This is a genomic window from Pseudomonas sp. S2_H01 (genome assembly GCF_054668305.1).
Window position 1 is genome coordinate 1,581,904 of the sequence record NZ_CP162756.1, and the last position, 16,359, is coordinate 1,598,262.

Here is a 16,359-nt window from a genome sequence, read left to right on the forward strand (position 1 = left end):
CAAAAGGATTTAATCATGCAACCTTACTCTTCATTGTTACGGGCACTGGTCGCGCCCTTTGTTCCTAAGGCGGATGCCAACGGTGGATTAGGCTGGTCGGATCTTTATGAGAACCCTCGAGCAACCGTGCAGGTACAAATTATTCTACCTCTGGGCAACGATTTCCTATTAAACGACACCGTCGACCTCTATTGGCAACAACGTTTAGTGGCCAACGTGAATGTCGACGGCACCATTCTGGCGACCAGAGTCATCAACTTCAATGTTGACTCCACGGCTATCATTCCATTTCAGGATGGCAACCATGAGGTTTACTACCGGGTTACCGCTGCGATTGGCGGTCAAGTCGCAGATTCTCCGGTCCATACGGTGCGGGTGAAAACGAATGTGCCGGGTGGGCGTGATCCGGAGGCCGGGACACCTTACATCAATGAAAATCTGGTTGCTCCGCAAGGCATCCCGGACAACATCCCCGATAACACCCCCGGTTTGACGATCACCGTGCCCGCCTACGTCAACATGAGCCAAGGTGACGAAGTGACGTTGGCTTGGGGAAACCAACAGCTGGAGCATCCTCCTCTGTCACCGTCAGAGGTCGGAAAGCCTGTGACGTTCGCAGTGACGGCAGCCATGCTCGCCGCGAGCCCTGGATCCGTCGTTGTGCACTATGGGATCTGGGATGTGGTCAACAATTGGTCACTGTGGTCCCGCGAGAAGACAACCTTCGTCGGTGATGACGGCAGCTTGCCGGACGTCGTAGAAGATTTCGGGTCCCAACCCAGGAACCTAATATCAGCAGGTGGTTCAATCACCACGCAACACATGACCATCAGATTCGTCGCCGGAGACGGTGAGGCCGGGTTTGCCCCGGACCACCCGCTCCCCGGCGACTCCGTGAACGTGGCAAATCCGGTGTTGAATGTTGCTTACACAGGCTATGGAAACCAGCAACTGGAATTGGATCTACGCCAGAACTACAAGGCGGTCGTCTGCGACGTGTACGGCGTTCAAGCCAATAGCGCAACCGTCAGTTGGCTGGACGCCAACAAGGCTGTCCTGTCGACAAAAGTCCTTCCCGAACAACTTAACCAGCAAGCGCAATACACAAGCGCCGGTGCACCCATCCGCTACATGACAATTACCAATCGAAACGAAGACTGGACGCTGTGGGACAACTTCGTGATGACGCCCTCACCGACTCGGTCACCTGACTCAATGAATGACAGCGCAAGGAAGACGACCATGCCGACAAACACCCAACCACGCACCGGTACACCGCAACAATCCGGCTTTCCAGCCCCTACGGTGACACAAGCACCGGGCGGCGTTCTCGACCCTTCTGACGCGAATCCCGGTGGGATCACTGTCGTGGTGACTTACCCTTCGATGACCGGCTCGGATTTCGTTCGGTTGCGCTTTAACAACGATCGAACATTGGTGATCGAAGGCAGCGACACCAAGACGGTGACTTTCACCGTTCCAATGACGATGATTGCCCCCACCATTGGCAAAACTGTTCAGGTCAACTACACCGTTACCAACGCCGCTACCGATCCCGCTGAGTCCGCAATCCTGAACCTTAGGGTGGAAGAACTCTCCTCCACAGTCTTACCCGCCCCTCAAATCGTCCAGGCAGCAGGGAACGATCTGGACGTGACAGCGCTGAGTGCCGACGCTGATGTGCAGGTCGCGCCTTGGCCGTTCATCGCAGTGGGTCAACAAATGACGCTGACCCTGGACGGCACCGCCGACTTGATTTTACCCGCCTGGAACAGATTTCCGATCATCCAAACGGGCGCCCAAAGCGCAAAAGTGCCTCTGGCCTATCTGAAGTCTTTGGCCAACGGATCGTCGTTGAATCTGCTGTTGGAGGTATCGTTTGACGCTGGTGCAACCCTGCAACAGTTCCCGATCCGAACATTGACGGTCAAAACTGGAGCGACTGCGGTCTCCATCACACGTGTCACTGATTCCAAGGGCGTGGACATCAGCAATGGCGGGACGACGACCGATACCAGCGTCACGGTGTACGGAACGGTCGCCTAGCATCTGCGCTCAACCGTCGCCAAGGTGAGCCCGCAGTCCACCTCGGCGATCGGCCATCCTGTCAGCGTCCTCCCCGGAACAGCTCGCCGGGCGTGAACCCGAACAGTCCCTTGAATGCAGCAATGAAGGCCGACGTCGAGTCATAACCGCAATTCAACGCCGTGCTTGTCACGCTATCGCCCTCCTCCAGCGCATTGAGCGAAGCCAGCAGCCTCGCTCGTTGTCGCCAGCCCCTGAAACTCAAACCGGTCTCGCGCTGAAACAGCCGCATCAAGGTTTTTTCCGACATGTTCAGGCGCGACGCCCACTCGGTCAGCGTGATGGCCTGACCCGGGTCGTCCACCAGTTCATTACACAGCGTCAGCAAACGGGCATGACGGGGCAACGGAAGGGAGAAGCCCACCTCCGGCAAACTCGCCAACTGATCGAGCAACACCTGAACGAGGCGTGATTGGTGGCTGTCGTGCTCGGGGTAATCGGCAGGAAGCAGGCAGAACGTCTTGATCAGCTCACGGGCAAGCGGCGTGACCTCCAGCACCCGGCATCGATTCGGCGCCCACTGGGAATCTTGCGCACGCACGTACAAGCTGCGCATTTCCGCGCGCGTCGAGGTGACCACCTCATGATCCAGCCCGGCCGGAATCCACACGCCCCACTGCGGCGGTGCGAAGAAGCTGCCTTGCTCGGTATGTACGCCCAGCACGCCGCTGATCGCGTAGGAGAACTGCACCCAGTCATGACGATGGGTCGGGGTCCAGGATCCGGCACTCAGGCTTTCGGCGCGGGCATAGAGCGGCCTGGGCAGATCCGCCAGCGCCGGGATGAGACGCTGGGTGTCTGCGTTGCGTGCGGGGCGGTGTCCGTTGGTCGGCATGAGCAGGCCTTGTGTCGTGAAGCGGCAGTTTACGGTGCAGCGCGCACGCCCTGCCAGTCGAGGCTGCTTCAATCCCCTGGGAGCACTTCATGGGCGACAGGGATGTTTCAGACGCTGTATATCCATTGACTGTCCGGCGTCTCGCGAATGAATTCGCTCCCACAGAATCGCCTGCACCACCTGACACCATCACCGCTCGATGATGGCCGTGACGCCCTGCCCACCTGCGGCGCAAATCGAGATGAGCCCTCGTCCCTGCCCGGCGACACTCAGCAGTTTCGCGAGGTTGGCGACGATGCGTCCGCCGGTGGCTGCAAATGGATGCCCTGCCGCAAGCGAACTGCCTTTGACGTTGAGTTTGCTGCGATCGATCGAACCCAGTGGCGTGTCGAGTCCCAGCCGGGTCTTGCAGTAATCCGCATCCTCCCACGCCTTCAAGGTGCACAGCACTTGTGCCGCGAACGCTTCATGGATTTCGTAATAATCGAAGTCCTGCAAGGTCAGCCCATTACGAGCCAGAAGCCTCGGCACCGCATACACCGGCGCCATCAGCAAACCTTCTTCACCGCGCACGAAGTCCACTGCCGCTGCCTCGCCGTCGCGCCAGTAGGCCAGGACCGGCAGGCCACGCTCGCGCGCCCAGTCTTCACTCGCCAACAGGACCAGTGAGGCGCCATCGGTCAGCGGCGTGGAGTTGCCAGCCGTCAACGTGCCCTTGGCGCTGCGCTCGTACGCAGGCTTGAGCGATGCGAGCTTTTCCAGGCTCGCGTCGACCCGCAGGTTGTTGTCGCGGGTCAGTCCCAGAAACGGGGTGATCAGATCGCTCTGCCAGCCTTCGGCATACGCGGCGGCCATCTTCTGATGACTCTCCAGCGCCAGTTGATCCTGCGTCTCACGGGGAATCTGCCAGGTCTGCGCCATCAGCTCGCAATGCTGCCCCATCGACAACCCCGTGCGCGGCTCGCCATTGCGCGGCAATTCCGGCTTGAGGTTATGCGGGCGCAACTGTGTCAGCGCCTTGAGCTTGTCGGCTGTGGTTTTGCTGCGATTGACCTGCAGCAGGATCTGCCGCAGGTCTTCGTTGACCCCGATTGGCGCATCAGAGGTGGTATCCACGCCTCCGGCGATGCCGCATTCGATTTGCCCCAGCGCAATTTTGTTGGCGACCAGCAAGGCCGCTTCAAGTCCGGTGCCGCAGGCTTGCTGGATGTCATACGCGGGCGTTTGAGGGGACAACCGCGAGCCCAGCACGCATTCGCGGGTCAGGTTGAAGTCCCGGGAGTGCTTGAGTACCGCGCCGGCCGCGACTTCGCCCATGCGCAGGCCATGCAAGTTGAAGCGCTCGATCAGGCCCTCGAGCGCTGCGGTCAGCATGTCCTGATTGCTGGCGGTGGCGTACGACCCGTTGGAGCGGGCAAACGGGATCCGATTCCCTCCGATGATGGCCACGCGGCGTGTCTGACTCATTGAAATCTCCCTTTCTCGTGTGGGTTGCTCAACTGAAGAGCGTAGGACTTTCTGCAGGCGAGTGTGGTCCACTGCTTTGAACCCCGACTCAAGGAGAGTGTTCCATGGCATCTGATCGCTACATTGACTTCGCCAACTCGGACATCGGCCGCCGACTGGTCGGAGCGGTAGGGCTGCCTGCGCCCGCTCGTCTGGAGCGCTGGCAAGCGGGTCGTCTGCGCCCGGTTGAAGGCGCGCTGTTGTTGAGTAGCGGCCCCCTTGCCGAGCGCGTCAGCGGGTTTGCTCCGCGCATGACGGATTTGTTGTTCAGTTTCGGCAGCGATGTCAGTGGCGCCCACCCCTGGACAAGCGAACAAGGCTCGAAGATCAAGGCCGTGGTGTTCGATGCCAGTCCGCTGTTGCAGGCCGACCAACTGGGTCAACTGCGTGAGTTCTTTCAGCCCGTGCTGCGCCATCTGGCCCCTAGCGCGCACGTCGTCATACTGGGGCGCGTCCCGGATTCACTGAGCGATCCGCTGGCCGCCAGCACGCAGCAAGCCATCGAGGGCTTCAGCCGCTCGCTGGCCAAGGAAATGCGCAACGGCGGCACGGTTCAGCTGTTGCAGGTCGAGGAAGGTGCCGAGGAGCAACTGGAAGGCGCGCTGCGATTCTTCCTTTCGCCGAAAAGTGCGTTCATTTCCGGGCAAGTGATTCGTCTGAGCGCGTGCGAAGCCCAGGTGCAGGACTGGAGTCGTCCGCTGGCCGGACGCAAGGCGCTGGTGACCGGTGCCGCCCGAGGGATCGGCGCCGCCATCGCCGAAACCCTTGCACGGGACGGCGCCAATATTGTGTTGCTGGATGTGCCACAGGCCAAGGCCGACCTCGAGGCACTGGCCGCACGGCTGGGTGGTCAGGCTGTGGTGCTGGATATCTGCGCACCCGATGCCGCGACACAGTTGATCGAACGTATTCCGGGCGGGCTCGACATCGTGGTCCAAAACGCGGGCATCACGCGGGATAAAACCCTGGCCAACATGACGGCGGATTTTTGGGACTCGGTGCTGAACGTCAACCTCGATGCCCCGCAAGTCCTGACTCAGGCGTTGATCGAGGCGGGTGCGCTGCACGACAACGGCAGCGTGATCCTGATGGCATCGATCAGCGGCCTGGCAGGCAATCGCGGGCAAACCAACTACACCACCAGCAAAGCGGGCCTGATCGGGCTGGCACGCGCATTGGCGCCGTCGCTGAAAGAACGTGGCATCAGCATTAACGCCGTCGCGCCGGGGTTCATCGAAACGAGCATGACCGCGCATATGCCGTTTGCCCTGCGTGAAGCGGGCCGTCGCATGAGCTCGCTGGGCCAGGGCGGCCTGCCTCAGGATGTCGCCGAGGCGGTGGCATGGCTGAGCCAGCCGGGCACAGGCTCGGTCAGCGGCCAGGTGCTGCGGGTCTGTGGACAAAGCGTCATGGGTGCCTGAGCCCGGTTTATTGGGCGGGGCTCAAGAGAATGAACACGGGAGAATTTCAATGAGTGCACATTGGCGTTATCTGGATGCTCCACCCGCGCTGCCCGGTTTGTTCATGCAGGCCGCTCTGCGGCGCAAGGTCAGTGGTACGCAACTGCCCGATCAGGGCTTGCGCTGCTGGGTGTCGGTCGATCCCGAGAAGGTCAATGCGTTCGCCAAAGTCTGCGGTTTTGTCCCCAGCAGCCTGTTACCGCCGACTTATCCCCATGTGCTCGCGTTTCCGCTGCAAATGAAGTTGCTGACGGACAAGGATTTCCCCTTCCCGTTGTTGGGACTGGTGCACCTGCAAAACCGCATCAGCATTCGTCGCCCGCTGGGCAGCGTGATCAAGGCCCAGGTGAGCGTGCGCGTCGCCGACCTGAAGCCTCACGCCAAAGGTGCGACGTTCAGCCTGATTACCCAGATCGAGGACGCCTTGGGGCTGCTGTGGGAAGAGCACAGCACCATGCTCTGTCGCGGTGTGCAGATTGAAGGCGAAGTGGAAGGCGCCTATGAGCCGGCGCCGTTGCCGATGACCGAACTGGCGACCTGGTACGCGCCGTCCGACATCGGTCGGCAGTACGCCAAGGTCAGCGGCGATTACAACCCCATTCACTTGAGCGATGCCAGCGCCAAACTGTTTGGTTTCCCCACGGCTATCGCCCACGGCCTGTGGATAAAAAGCCGAACGCTGGCTGCACTGGAAGACCACCTGCCCGCGTCGAACGTGGACATTCGCGTGGAGTTTCAAAAGCCGGTGCGCTTACCGAGCGAATTGACGTTATCCGCCAGCGCGGCAGGCTCGCACGGGCAGTTGAAGGTCGAGGGCAAGGAAGGGATCGTGCACATGGTGGGGAGCTGGCAGCCCGCGTCGGAGTAAACGTCCCGGTTTCATGGGCAACTGTAGGAGCGCGCTTGCCCGCGATGCATTTGGTCAGTCGACATCTCTGTCGCAGATGCATCGCAATCGCGGGCAAGCGCGCGCCTACAGTGCGTCTGCCGTCGACATCACGAGCACTTGCTTCAATCGCCCATCCCCCTGAAGCTACGCACCTTCAGGAGACCCGCACATGAACCTCGACGAACTCACCCAACGCCTGCATCGCATCCGCGACACCAACGACTGGCGTCAATTTCACAGCCCCAAGAACCTGGCGATGGCAGCCAGCGTGGAGATGGCCGAGCTGGTGGAAATCTTCCAATGGAAAACCGAAGACCAGTCGCGTCAGTTGCCGGCTGACGAGCTGGCGCATGCGGGCCAGGAAGTGGGCGATATCGTGCTGTACTTGCTGCTGATGTGCAGCGAACTGGGCCTGGACTTGAACGAAGTGGTGCGCGCCAAGCTGGCGGACAGCGAACGGCGGTTCAGCAAATGAGCGACCGGCACTTCGACCAGCTAGCGACGCGCTTCGCAGAGAAGATTTACGGCGGCGCAAAAGGTGCGATTCGTCTGGCGGTGTTGCAGGCGGACCTGAAAGAAAGCCTGCCGGATCGCCCCTTGCGCGTGCTGGACATCGGCGCGGGCCTGGGTCACATGGCGTTGTGGCTGGCCGAGCGTGGCCATGACGTCACGCTGGCTGAACCCGCCGAGCCGATGCTTGAGGGCGCTCGCCAGCGCTTCGCCGAAGCGGGCCAGTCAGGCACGTTCATTCAGGCGCCGTGGCAGGACCTGCCCGGCCAGCTGACCGAGCCCTACGATCTGGTGCTCTGCCATGCCGTGCTGGAGTGGCTGGCCGAGCCGCACACGATCCTGCCTGCGCTGCATCAACTGACCCAAGCCGATGGCTGGTTGTCGCTGGCGTTTTACAACCGCGACGCACTCATCTACCGCAATCTGCTCAAAGGCCATTTCAAGAAAATGCGCCGAAATACCCTGGCCGGTGAAAAACAGAGCCTGACCCCGCAACAACCTCTTGATCCCCGCGAATTAGCGGCGCAACTTGAAGGTCAGTGGCGGGTCGAAACCCAGAGTGGCGTTCGTGTTTTCCACGATTACATGCCGGTGGAGTTTCAGGCGAAAGCCGAACTCGCAGATTTACTGGAAATGGAGCTCGCGCATCGACGTCACCCAAGTTTTGCCGGACTGGGACGTTATCTGCACTGGATGTGCCGACCTGTTTGAGGCTATCTGCGGAGACCATCATGAAACGCCGCCTTGCTTTGCTTTCACTCTGCCTGGGACTCGCCGCGTGTCAGAGCCCCAACCCCTACAACGCCGTGTCCGCCGCGATACCGCCTGCGCCGCCACAGGCGGCCAATGCGATCGACATGAGTGCCTATCCTGCCGCGCCGCGTGACTTCGGTCGCTACCGCAACTGGACCTGGCTCAACGGCCAGTTGCCGCCTGGCACTCAATGGGCTGACTCCGCACAAGTGGCGGAAGCTGTGAGCAACGGACTGGATCAGCGCGGTCTTCGCCCTTCGCAGAACCCGCAGGCCGCCGATTTGCGCGTCACCGCCGACACCCGGACGGAAACCCGTATTCGGCAAGTCCGGGACGACTATTACGACCCGTATTACGGCGGCGCCGGTGTGGGGTATTACAACGGCTATCGCAATGGTTACGGCGGTTACGCCAGCGTGCCGATTGTCCGGACCTATCAAGAGCAAGTGGTGGTGGTGCGGATCAGCATGTTCGATGCTCGCAGCGGCCAGCCGGTGTGGAGCGCCAGTGCGGAAACCGGCAGTGGGGGCGATCAGTCGGATCGCGCCAAGGCGTTGCGCCAGGCCGTGCAGCACGCATTGACCGCCTATCCACCTTCCTGATCCTGATTCGTAGCCCGCTATTCGTAACCCGCTACGCAAACGTTAAGTGCATGCGCTGGAGAACCAACATGTTTCGCTGTATCGCTGTCGTGTGTGTTGCCCTGTTGCTCGCCGCCTGTCAGACCGATCGGGTCAGTCGTGACTTCGACGCACAGCGCGACTTCGGCGGGTATCGAACCTGGGCCTGGAAAGAACCCGGCCTGCAATATCAACCGAACGACCCACGCATCAAGAGTGACTTGACCGAACAACGCATTCGCCAGTCGGTGAGCGAGCAACTCGATCAACGGGGTCTGCGCATGGCCGCCCCGGGCGCCAAAGCTGACCTGCAGGTGCAAGCCTGGCTGATCGTTGAAAACCGCCAACAGATGGTCACCACCCACTATGGCGGTGGCGGCTATTGGGGCAACCCATGGGGCGGTTACTGGGGCGGCCCGATCGGCACCGAGACGCGCAATGTGGATTACAAAGTCTCAACCCTGCAGATCGACATGCTCGACGGTAAGGACGGCAAGCTGGTGTGGCGGGGCAGCACCGAGCAGGTCGTGAGCGATAACAACGCCAACCCGGCAGCGCGCGAGCTGGCGCTGCGTCAGACCGTGCAAAAGATTCTGCAGCAGTATCCGCCTCATTGATCGATGGGTGACCGCCACCTTGGCGTGCTGGTCCACCCTGTCCCCTGTGGGAGCGAATTTATTCGCGAACGATCTTCCAGGCGATACAGAGGTGTCGAATGTACCGACGTCTCGCGAATGAATTCGCTCCCACGGGAGCCCGCACGCGATTCAGCCTTTGCGCCGTCATCGCTGCCCAAACGCCATCATTCACTCAGCACATTCGCGAAGCGCCAACTACACTCCCCTGCATCTCGGGTGAGTAGCGACGGCGTTGCCGAAGGAGTGCTGATGTCTCCCCTGATGTCCCCCTGCGCCCGCCGGGATCGGCAGCGAGGTGCCATAGGATTGTTGGCAGCCCTGACGATGGCCCTGGCCTTGCTTTGCACCCTGGTGGTGGTCGACAGCGGTCGGCTCTACATGGAAAAACGTTCCCTGCAGCGCATCGCCGACATGGCAGCGCTGGAAGCGGCGAGCCTCAACGGCAACTGTGCGGGCGCCAGCACGGCGAACAGCTACGCGACCCAAAGCGCCACGCGCAACGGCTTCACCGTCACGGACGACACCCGCACCCTGACCACACGCTGCGGCGTCCTCTCCACCGGAGCCGACAGCCGCCGCAGCTTTGTAGTGGACGCCACGAAAGCCGACGCCATCCAGGTCATCGTCAGCCACACCGTCGCGCGCAGCATCGCGGCGGGCATTGGGGCCATGTTCGATACCAACCCGACGCCGCCGGATATTCAACTGACCGCCGTGGCCGTGGCGACGCCACCGTTGCCGCCGTTGGCGCAGTTGACGATCAACAGCACGCTGGCCACGGTCGACAGCACTCAGGCCGGGTTGCTGAATACGCTGTGGGGTGGATTGCTGGGCGGAACGTTGAATCTCTCTGCGGTCGGTTATAACGGTTTGGCGAACACCAACATCAATCTGCTGAGCTATCTGAACCAGCTGGCCATCGACATAAACGCGAAGGCAGGCGACTACACCGCGTTGCTTGCGACCAACGTTTCAATCAAACAGCTGCTCACGACCGCCGCCACTGTGTTGCCTCAGAACAATTCGGCCGTTCAGGCTGCCATCAGTGGTTTGCTCAGTGTGAGCACCATCGCCAGCGGTACCACCATCAAGCTTCAGGATCTCTTGAGCGTGCAGACCGGGCTTCCCTCGGCCGGGCTCAATACAAACCTCAATGTGTTCGGCTTGGTGCAAGGGTTTGTACAGGTCGCCAACAGCAACAGCGCCGTCTACGCCACGGTCCCTGCGAACGTCTTGGGATTGGTTGGACTGAGTACCAAGGTGAAAATCGTCGAGCCGTCGCAACTCTCTGCCGCCGGGGACCCGCGCCTCGCGACTGCAAACAGCAACGACCCCAACCAGATTTATGTCCGGACGGCGCAGGTACGCACCTTGACGACCGTTGATCTGAGCTCTCTAAGCTCCGTCCTTGACCTGGCGAGCGGTACCATTAGCCTTGCCATGAGCCTATTCAATGCTGATGTTCAGGTAGCGCCCGCACCTTTGAGACTGGATATCAGCCTGGAAGCCGCAAGCGCGGACAGTCACGTCACCGGTTTTACCTGCGCGTCCGATGACACGAAGAGCTTGGCTGCAGACACCAAGACAGCCTTGGTGAAATTGAAAGTCGGCAAGATCGATGGCAGCGCCTGGAATTCCTCGGCCACTGATTTGCCGGCGCCTCAAGAACTGGTGCTGCTGGACGTGCGAACCGGTACACCGAAAGTAAACTTCGGCGGCGGCGGTGTGGGTTTGATGGTGAACCTTTCAATTGCTGCCAATCGCGCCACGCTGAATTTTGCCAAACCTGCGGAAATCAATGCCACGCCGTCGCCGGTGCTGCCGCTAAATGGCCCTCCCAATATTGTGACGCAACTGGGAAACAGCTTGAGCAATCCGGTCGTTTTGCATACGGCGAGCAATGGTGGCCTGCTGGGCTTGGTCCTCAACACAGTGACGGGGATAGTCAATGGTTTGGTGAGCACGATTACCGGGCTCCTCGGTACATTGCTCGGACCGCTGCTGGATCCGCTGCTGAATCTAGTACTCAAAAATCTCGGTGTGAACATCGCCAACGTCAACGTCGGCGCCAACCTGAGCTGCCATCCTGCTCAGGCGGTGTTGGTGATCTGAGATCGAATCGGTAAGCCCGATTGTTCACGATGACAGTGGGGCAGCGACATCAGCGGTGAATGACACTGCGCATTCGCGGCCGTCGTAACCTCCGACTGCTCCTACACAGTCTGCGTCAGGCCGCCAATGCCGTACACGCCGCAGAGCGTCAGCAAGCACAAGGCTGATCCGAAGCCATCGCGGGCAAGCGCGCTCCTGCGGGCTCCGGCGAGAATCAAAAGCGAGTGTTGAGCCCTATTCCCGCACAATCGGCAATGCAATCCGGAAGCACGCGCCTTCGCTTGAGTTGCTGACACTCAAGCGCCCGCCCATCTGCTCGACGATGCCGTAGCTCACCGACAAACCGAGCCCTGTGCCGACCCCCACCGGTTTGGTGGTGAAGAACGGTTCGAAGATACGCTCCAGCAAACGCGGATCAATACCGCCGCCGTTGTCCTCGACAACGAGCCAGATCGTCTGCTCATCCTGCTCCACATGCAGGGCGATCCAGGGTTCGAAATCGTGATTCTTTTCACGCTTGGAGAGCAACGCATCGCGCGCGTTGACCATCAGATTGATTAGCACCTGCTCAAGCTGATCCACATGACCGCGCACCTGAACGCGCGCCCCAGGCTCGTCAATTTTCAGCTCCACGCCCTTGCCCTTCATGCCTTCGCTCAGCATGTTGAGGGTGCCGTCCACGGCGTCGATCGGGTCGAACAGTTGCTGCTCGATTTCCGAACGCCTGCCGAACACGCGCATGTGGTTGACCACCCTCGCGGCGCGCTGCACCTGGGTATCGATGCGGTTGAGCTTGTCAGTCAGGTAGTCGACTTCCACATCACCGTTGCTCAGGCGCTTGAGCACGTTCACCACCGCCATGCGCATGACGTTGAGGGGCTGGTTGATCTCATGCGCCAGCCCCGTCGCCATCTCACCAAGGGTCGCCATTTTCGCGCTCTGGTTGAGCTGCATTCGCGTACGACGAATTTCCGTATTGTCACGCCCGACGGCCTGAATCTCGATCAATTTGCCGGCGTCATCGAACACCCCGCGATCCGCCCAGATCCACCAGGCATGTTCACGCCCCGGCAGCTCCAGGCAAATCTCCGCGGTGGTCGTAGGCGACTCTGGGGTCAGTTCATCGATGCGCCGTAAGAACGCCTCTTTCTGTTCCGCCGAGAACCATTCGCCCAGATCGATGCCGGGCAGTTCGGCAGGCGTGCACTCCAGATAATCCGCCAAGGGCCGGTTGCCAAAATTCAGCCTCAGATCCGGTGTGTAACGGCAAATCATCGCGGGTGAGTCTTCGACCAGAATCCGGTAACGCTCTTCGCTTTCGCGCACGCGTTCGGTGGCTTGGGTCGCCTCGGTGACATCCAGCCAGAGCCCGACCGCTTCCACCGGCATCCCGAGGTCGTCGCGCAGAAGCCGGGCTTCGTCCAGCAGCCAGTGGTATTCGCCTTTCTTGTCCCGCAATCGGTAACGGCAACTGACCACGCCTTCGCGCAGCAACTGACGGGTGCGCTGAAACCAGATATCGCGGTCCTCGGGATGAATGTACTGAGTGAGCTGGCCGTCGCTGCACTCGGCCAGGGTCCAGCCCAGAAGTGGCGCGAGGCTGGCGCTGAAGAACGTTGGCTCCAGGGCGCCTCGGTCGTACTCCAGCACGTAGATCACGGCCGGCGAACTGGCGATCAGGTTATCGAGCCGGGCATGCGCCGCGGCTGCCTGTGTTTCCTGATTCTTGATATCGCTCACGTCGAGCATGAAACCCAGCACCCGCCGTGCCTGCCCGCTGACCAGCACTTGCCCTTGAATACGCAACCAGACAGACGCCTCGCCGGGGTCGTCCTGCCGCAGCCTGACGCACGACAACATCGGTGCGCCCTGGTCGCGCAACAGGCTCAGCCGGCTCTCCAGCTCGTGGCGGTCGGCGGGGTGAATCAGTTGCAGCCACTCTTCGAGCGGTAATACATCGCTCGTCTCCGGCAAGCCGAGGGTCCGCGCCAGTTGCGGCGCCAACTGCACCTCTTCGCTGTCGGGCAGCAATTCCCACCAACCGGTGCCCAGCAGGTCCTGCAGCACAGCCAGCCGCTCCAGTTGATGCCGATGGGCCTGATCGGCGTGCCGATACAGGATCGGCCCCGCGAGCGCAGAACACAGGTTCATCCACTCGCGCTCACCCAGATCAGGCACCTGCTGCGCCGCGTCATAGAACCCGAACAACAGCCATGCCTTGACCGAGCCTTCCTTGTGATGCGGCAACAGAAACCCTTGGGCGTTGCCAAACGCGCTTTGCAGGTGAACCAGAGGGGTAGGCACGCCAAAGTCGATCTGATGGGTGACCGTGCCGCTCAGCGAATCCAGGTCAGTGCCCAGTCGCTGGCTGTCCTGCCACAGCTGCGGCGCCGTGTGCGCGTTGTAATGCGCATAAACGCGCCATCCCACACCGCCAGGCTCGGGAAGCACCAAGGCCAGGCAAGGTACCCGATAACTCTGGGCGAGCTCTTCAAGTTGATCCGCCGTCACCGATTGCAAGCGCTCAACATGGCAACCCCGAACCTTCTCCGCCATATGCCCGGCAAGCCGCAGGCACTGTTGACGGCTCTGTGCGACGTTGGCCTCTTCCATGAGGTCGCCGATGTCAAGCAACTGCAACAACCAGCTGCTGCCCTGTGCCTGTACCCATCCACGGGTGTGCAGCACGTTGCCGTTGGGCCGTTTGAAATCAAGATCAAGCATATGCCCCAGCCACTCTCGGGGCACACCTTCCACCACCAGTGCGCTGCTGGGCATCAGGTAAGCGAGTAACCGTTGTGCCGGCGCCGTCGCCGACGACAGCCCCAACGCCCCGCGCAACGACTTGCTGATGCTCGTGACGCGACCCTCTTCGTCCAGCTGCATGTGCCAGTCGGCACTGGCCTGGGTGGGCTCGATCACAACGGTTTCACGCTCCGGAGTCGCATCGGCGCGACCGAGCCAGCGATTGAGGATTTCGTTTTTAAAGGGGCAAGTTGCAGGCTCGCTTCAGCAGAAAGGTAGGTCGGCAGATTCGGCACGTCGCCAATCCCGGGCAGCGTCAGGACCGGCAAGATTTGGGTCAGCTTGGTTTTCGGGTAGTTAATGAGCACCTGCAGCAACTTGCCGTCGAAGGACACCGTGGTGTCCGAGGCAACGTTGAACGACGGTATCCAGCTCAGTTGAGTGGCCAGCGCGGCTTTGGCCTGATTGAGCACCTGCGTCTGGTAGTTGGCGGCGCTCGGGCTGATGGCTACGCTCTGGCGAACCGCTTCGGCGGCCGCATTGTTGAAGGATTGCATCATCAACAGCGGCAGGCTGTAGGTCACCAGACCATAGAAAACGGCGAAAAAAACGACGAACACCAAGGCAAACTCGATGGCCGCGGCGCCTTTTTGTTTATGGGGGGAAAAATTGCGGGGAATCCTTCGCATGCCGACGTCTGCCCTGACAGTGCTACCTTGCATGGAGCATAGATTCTTTCCAAAAAACAGGACGTTTTTTAGCCCATGAATTTACTTTTCCTGCTGCTGTGGTTTGCCGTCTGTGCCGATCAGGACGCCCGAGGCAGAAAGGTTTCCAACGCATTGACGTTCGGCGGCACGCTGTTTTTCCTGACGTATCTGCTGATTAACGGCAACAGTTGGCTCGGCGCCCCGGCACCGGATGCGTGGTGGGCGTTACTGCTGACCCTGGTCATGACGCTGCCGGGTTATGCCTTGAACAGGCTCGGCGCGGGTGATGTGAAACTTCTGGTTGCATTGGCGCTGGGCAGCGATTACGTCTACCTGCTGGGGACGTTCATCGGGGCCGGAGTGGCCGCCGCAGCGTGGCTGATGCTGCGTCAAAAATGCTGGCGCCATGTGAGTCAACGGGTTAGAAACCGCTACCTTCACCTCGCACCGCAAGCGTCAAACAAACAGCCTTTCGTGCCGTTTCTGCTCATCGGTTTCGTGGCGACGGCGCTCCTGATCCGCTAGTCGAATTGCCATCTCACTCTATGTACATAGTCAGAAAGTGCGACTAGGTTTAGTCCTACGTCCGGACAGTGATCGTCCTACAGTGGCATGCCGTGAGGGACCTCTATGGCGCCGGGCCCGTTCAAAAGCAGTCGCAGGGAGTCGCGAGTGAACAAGTATTCAGCCGTAAAGGTGTTGGTGGTCGACGATCAGCCCCTTATCGTCGATGAGATCACTGAATTTCTGGAAGGCAGCGGCTACCGCTGCGTGCCCTGTTATTCGAGCCGTGAGGCACTGGAAAGATTCCGCGATGACAGCGCCATCGCCATCGTGCTCTGTGATCTGGACATGCCCGGTATGAACGGCATCGAACTGGTCGAAGCCATGAGGGTGGTGGCCGGGAAGAAGCGCATCTTCGAATCCATCATGCTCACCGGTCGCGCCGAGAAACAGGACGTGATCAAGGCATTGCGTGCCGGAATTGCCGATTACTATCAGAAACCCGTGGACCTCAACGAGATGCTCGAAGGCGTGCAACGCCAGGAAGCGGCACTCGAGGAACGGGTTAAAAACGTTCAGCACCTGGGCCATCTCAACGACAAACTGCAGTTTCTGGCGGCGTCCATCGACGACCTCTGCCAAGACCTGGACAAGTCACGGCAACTCTCTCAGCCAGGCATGGGCGACAGTGACGTCGACTTCGAGATGCCCGCCATCTTCGAACAACTGTCCCCGCGCCAGCTGGAGGTTGCCAAGCTGGTGAGCAAAGGCCAGACCAACTATCAGATCGCCTGCGAACTGGGCATCACGGAAAACACCGTGAAGCTGTATGTGTCTCAGGTCCTGCGCCTGACCCATATGCACAATCGCACCCAACTGGCGCTGGCCCTTTCACCGAACAATGCTGCGGCACGGGGGCGTGTGACGGCGCATTGAGGCCGTGATGCCCATCGCCTCATCGGCTTCAGATTTTGGCCGAAGGGGGTGGGTTC

General features: G+C 60.6%; 13 protein-coding genes and 1 pseudogene. 10 read left to right on the plus strand and 4 right to left on the minus strand.

Going from position 1 to position 16,359, the window contains the following annotated elements; genetic code table 11:
• Positions 1 to 15: 15 nt before the first annotated feature.
• Positions 16 to 2,046, plus strand: a complete 2,031-nt coding sequence (locus AB4N84_RS07015; RefSeq protein WP_460045738.1) for a hypothetical protein — start codon at positions 16 to 18, stop codon at positions 2,044 to 2,046.
• Positions 2,047 to 2,107: 61 nt separating this feature from the next.
• Here AB4N84_RS07015 and AB4N84_RS07020 read toward each other — a convergent pair whose 3' ends face one another.
• Both AB4N84_RS07020 and AB4N84_RS07025 read right to left on the minus strand, forming a co-directional pair.
• Positions 2,108 to 2,920 (minus strand): AraC family transcriptional regulator, encoded by an 813-nt coding sequence (locus AB4N84_RS07020; protein WP_460045739.1) that lies wholly within the window; start codon positions 2,918 to 2,920, stop codon positions 2,108 to 2,110.
• A 189-nt stretch (positions 2,921 to 3,109) separates the two neighbouring features.
• Entirely contained in the window at positions 3,110 to 4,387 is a 1,278-nt protein-coding gene (locus AB4N84_RS07025) for an acetyl-CoA C-acetyltransferase (protein ID WP_460045740.1), read from the minus strand.
• Between the two features lie 104 nt (positions 4,388 to 4,491).
• Here AB4N84_RS07025 and AB4N84_RS07030 point away from each other — a divergent pair, with 104 nt between their 5' ends.
• From AB4N84_RS07030 to AB4N84_RS07060, 7 genes are all read left to right on the plus strand, one after another.
• Entirely contained in the window at positions 4,492 to 5,847 is a 1,356-nt protein-coding gene (locus AB4N84_RS07030; protein WP_460045742.1) for a 3-oxoacyl-ACP reductase, read from the plus strand.
• A gap of 49 nt (positions 5,848 to 5,896) precedes the next feature.
• Complete coding sequence (locus tag AB4N84_RS07035; protein WP_460045743.1) at positions 5,897 to 6,754, plus strand: MaoC family dehydratase; 858 nt, start codon at positions 5,897 to 5,899, stop codon at positions 6,752 to 6,754.
• A 190-nt stretch (positions 6,755 to 6,944) separates the two neighbouring features.
• Positions 6,945 to 7,250: a nucleotide pyrophosphohydrolase gene (locus tag AB4N84_RS07040; RefSeq protein ID WP_460045745.1), complete on the plus strand. Its 306-nt coding sequence runs from the start codon at positions 6,945 to 6,947 to the stop codon at positions 7,248 to 7,250.
• Positions 7,247 to 7,996 (plus strand): methyltransferase domain-containing protein, encoded by a 750-nt coding sequence (locus AB4N84_RS07045; protein ID WP_460045747.1) that lies wholly within the window; start codon positions 7,247 to 7,249, stop codon positions 7,994 to 7,996. Before AB4N84_RS07040 ends, AB4N84_RS07045 begins: the two co-directional genes overlap by 4 nt.
• Positions 7,997 to 8,016: 20 nt before the next feature.
• The gene (locus AB4N84_RS07050) at positions 8,017 to 8,640 is read left to right on the plus strand and encodes a DUF4136 domain-containing protein (RefSeq protein ID WP_460045748.1); all 624 of its coding nucleotides are present in this window, start codon (positions 8,017 to 8,019) and stop codon (positions 8,638 to 8,640) included.
• 68 nt (positions 8,641 to 8,708) lie between these two features.
• Entirely contained in the window at positions 8,709 to 9,275 is a 567-nt protein-coding gene (locus tag AB4N84_RS07055; RefSeq protein WP_460045750.1) for a DUF4136 domain-containing protein, read from the plus strand.
• A gap of 270 nt (positions 9,276 to 9,545) precedes the next feature.
• A complete protein-coding gene (locus tag AB4N84_RS07060) occupies positions 9,546 to 11,408 on the plus strand; it encodes a pilus assembly protein TadG-related protein (RefSeq protein ID WP_460045751.1) in 1,863 nt (620 codons plus the stop codon).
• 234 nt (positions 11,409 to 11,642) lie between these two features.
• On the opposite strand, the gene AB4N84_RS07065 is transcribed toward AB4N84_RS07060, so the two are convergent.
• Together AB4N84_RS07065 and AB4N84_RS07070 are read right to left on the minus strand one after the other, a co-directional pair.
• Positions 11,643 to 14,384 (minus strand): PAS domain-containing sensor histidine kinase, encoded by a 2,742-nt coding sequence (locus AB4N84_RS07065; RefSeq protein ID WP_460046953.1) that lies wholly within the window; start codon positions 14,382 to 14,384, stop codon positions 11,643 to 11,645.
• A gap of 11 nt (positions 14,385 to 14,395) precedes the next feature.
• Positions 14,396 to 14,842 (minus strand): annotated as a pseudogene (locus AB4N84_RS07070) (TadE/TadG family type IV pilus assembly protein); the annotation flags it as partial.
• A gap of 75 nt (positions 14,843 to 14,917) precedes the next feature.
• On the opposite strand from AB4N84_RS07070, the gene AB4N84_RS07075 reads away from it, so the two are divergent.
• Entirely contained in the window at positions 14,918 to 15,388 is a 471-nt protein-coding gene (locus AB4N84_RS07075) for a prepilin peptidase (protein ID WP_074752037.1), read from the plus strand.
• 147 nt (positions 15,389 to 15,535) lie between these two features.
• The gene (locus AB4N84_RS07080) at positions 15,536 to 16,303 is read left to right on the plus strand and encodes a response regulator transcription factor (protein WP_460045753.1); all 768 of its coding nucleotides are present in this window, start codon (positions 15,536 to 15,538) and stop codon (positions 16,301 to 16,303) included.
• Positions 16,304 to 16,359 lie beyond the last annotated feature (56 nt).

Bases quoted from the DNA above. Each gene is read 5' to 3' on its own strand.
- AB4N84_RS07015 (WP_460045738.1), top strand. From the start codon at position 16: ATGCAACCTTACTCTTCATTGTTACGGGCACTGGTCGCGCCCTTTGTT.
- AB4N84_RS07020 (WP_460045739.1), bottom strand. From the start codon at position 2,920: ATGCCGACCAACGGACACCGCCCCGCACGCAACGCAGACACCCAGCGT.
- AB4N84_RS07025 (WP_460045740.1), bottom strand. From the start codon at position 4,387: ATGAGTCAGACACGCCGCGTGGCCATCATCGGAGGGAATCGGATCCCG.
- AB4N84_RS07030 (WP_460045742.1), top strand. From the start codon at position 4,492: ATGGCATCTGATCGCTACATTGACTTCGCCAACTCGGACATCGGCCGC.
- AB4N84_RS07035 (WP_460045743.1), top strand. From the start codon at position 5,897: ATGAGTGCACATTGGCGTTATCTGGATGCTCCACCCGCGCTGCCCGGT.
- AB4N84_RS07040 (WP_460045745.1), top strand. From the start codon at position 6,945: ATGAACCTCGACGAACTCACCCAACGCCTGCATCGCATCCGCGACACC.
- AB4N84_RS07045 (WP_460045747.1), top strand. From the start codon at position 7,247: ATGAGCGACCGGCACTTCGACCAGCTAGCGACGCGCTTCGCAGAGAAG.
- AB4N84_RS07050 (WP_460045748.1), top strand. From the start codon at position 8,017: ATGAAACGCCGCCTTGCTTTGCTTTCACTCTGCCTGGGACTCGCCGCG.
- AB4N84_RS07055 (WP_460045750.1), top strand. From the start codon at position 8,709: ATGTTTCGCTGTATCGCTGTCGTGTGTGTTGCCCTGTTGCTCGCCGCC.
- AB4N84_RS07060 (WP_460045751.1), top strand. From the start codon at position 9,546: ATGTCTCCCCTGATGTCCCCCTGCGCCCGCCGGGATCGGCAGCGAGGT.
- AB4N84_RS07075 (WP_074752037.1), top strand. From the start codon at position 14,918: ATGAATTTACTTTTCCTGCTGCTGTGGTTTGCCGTCTGTGCCGATCAG.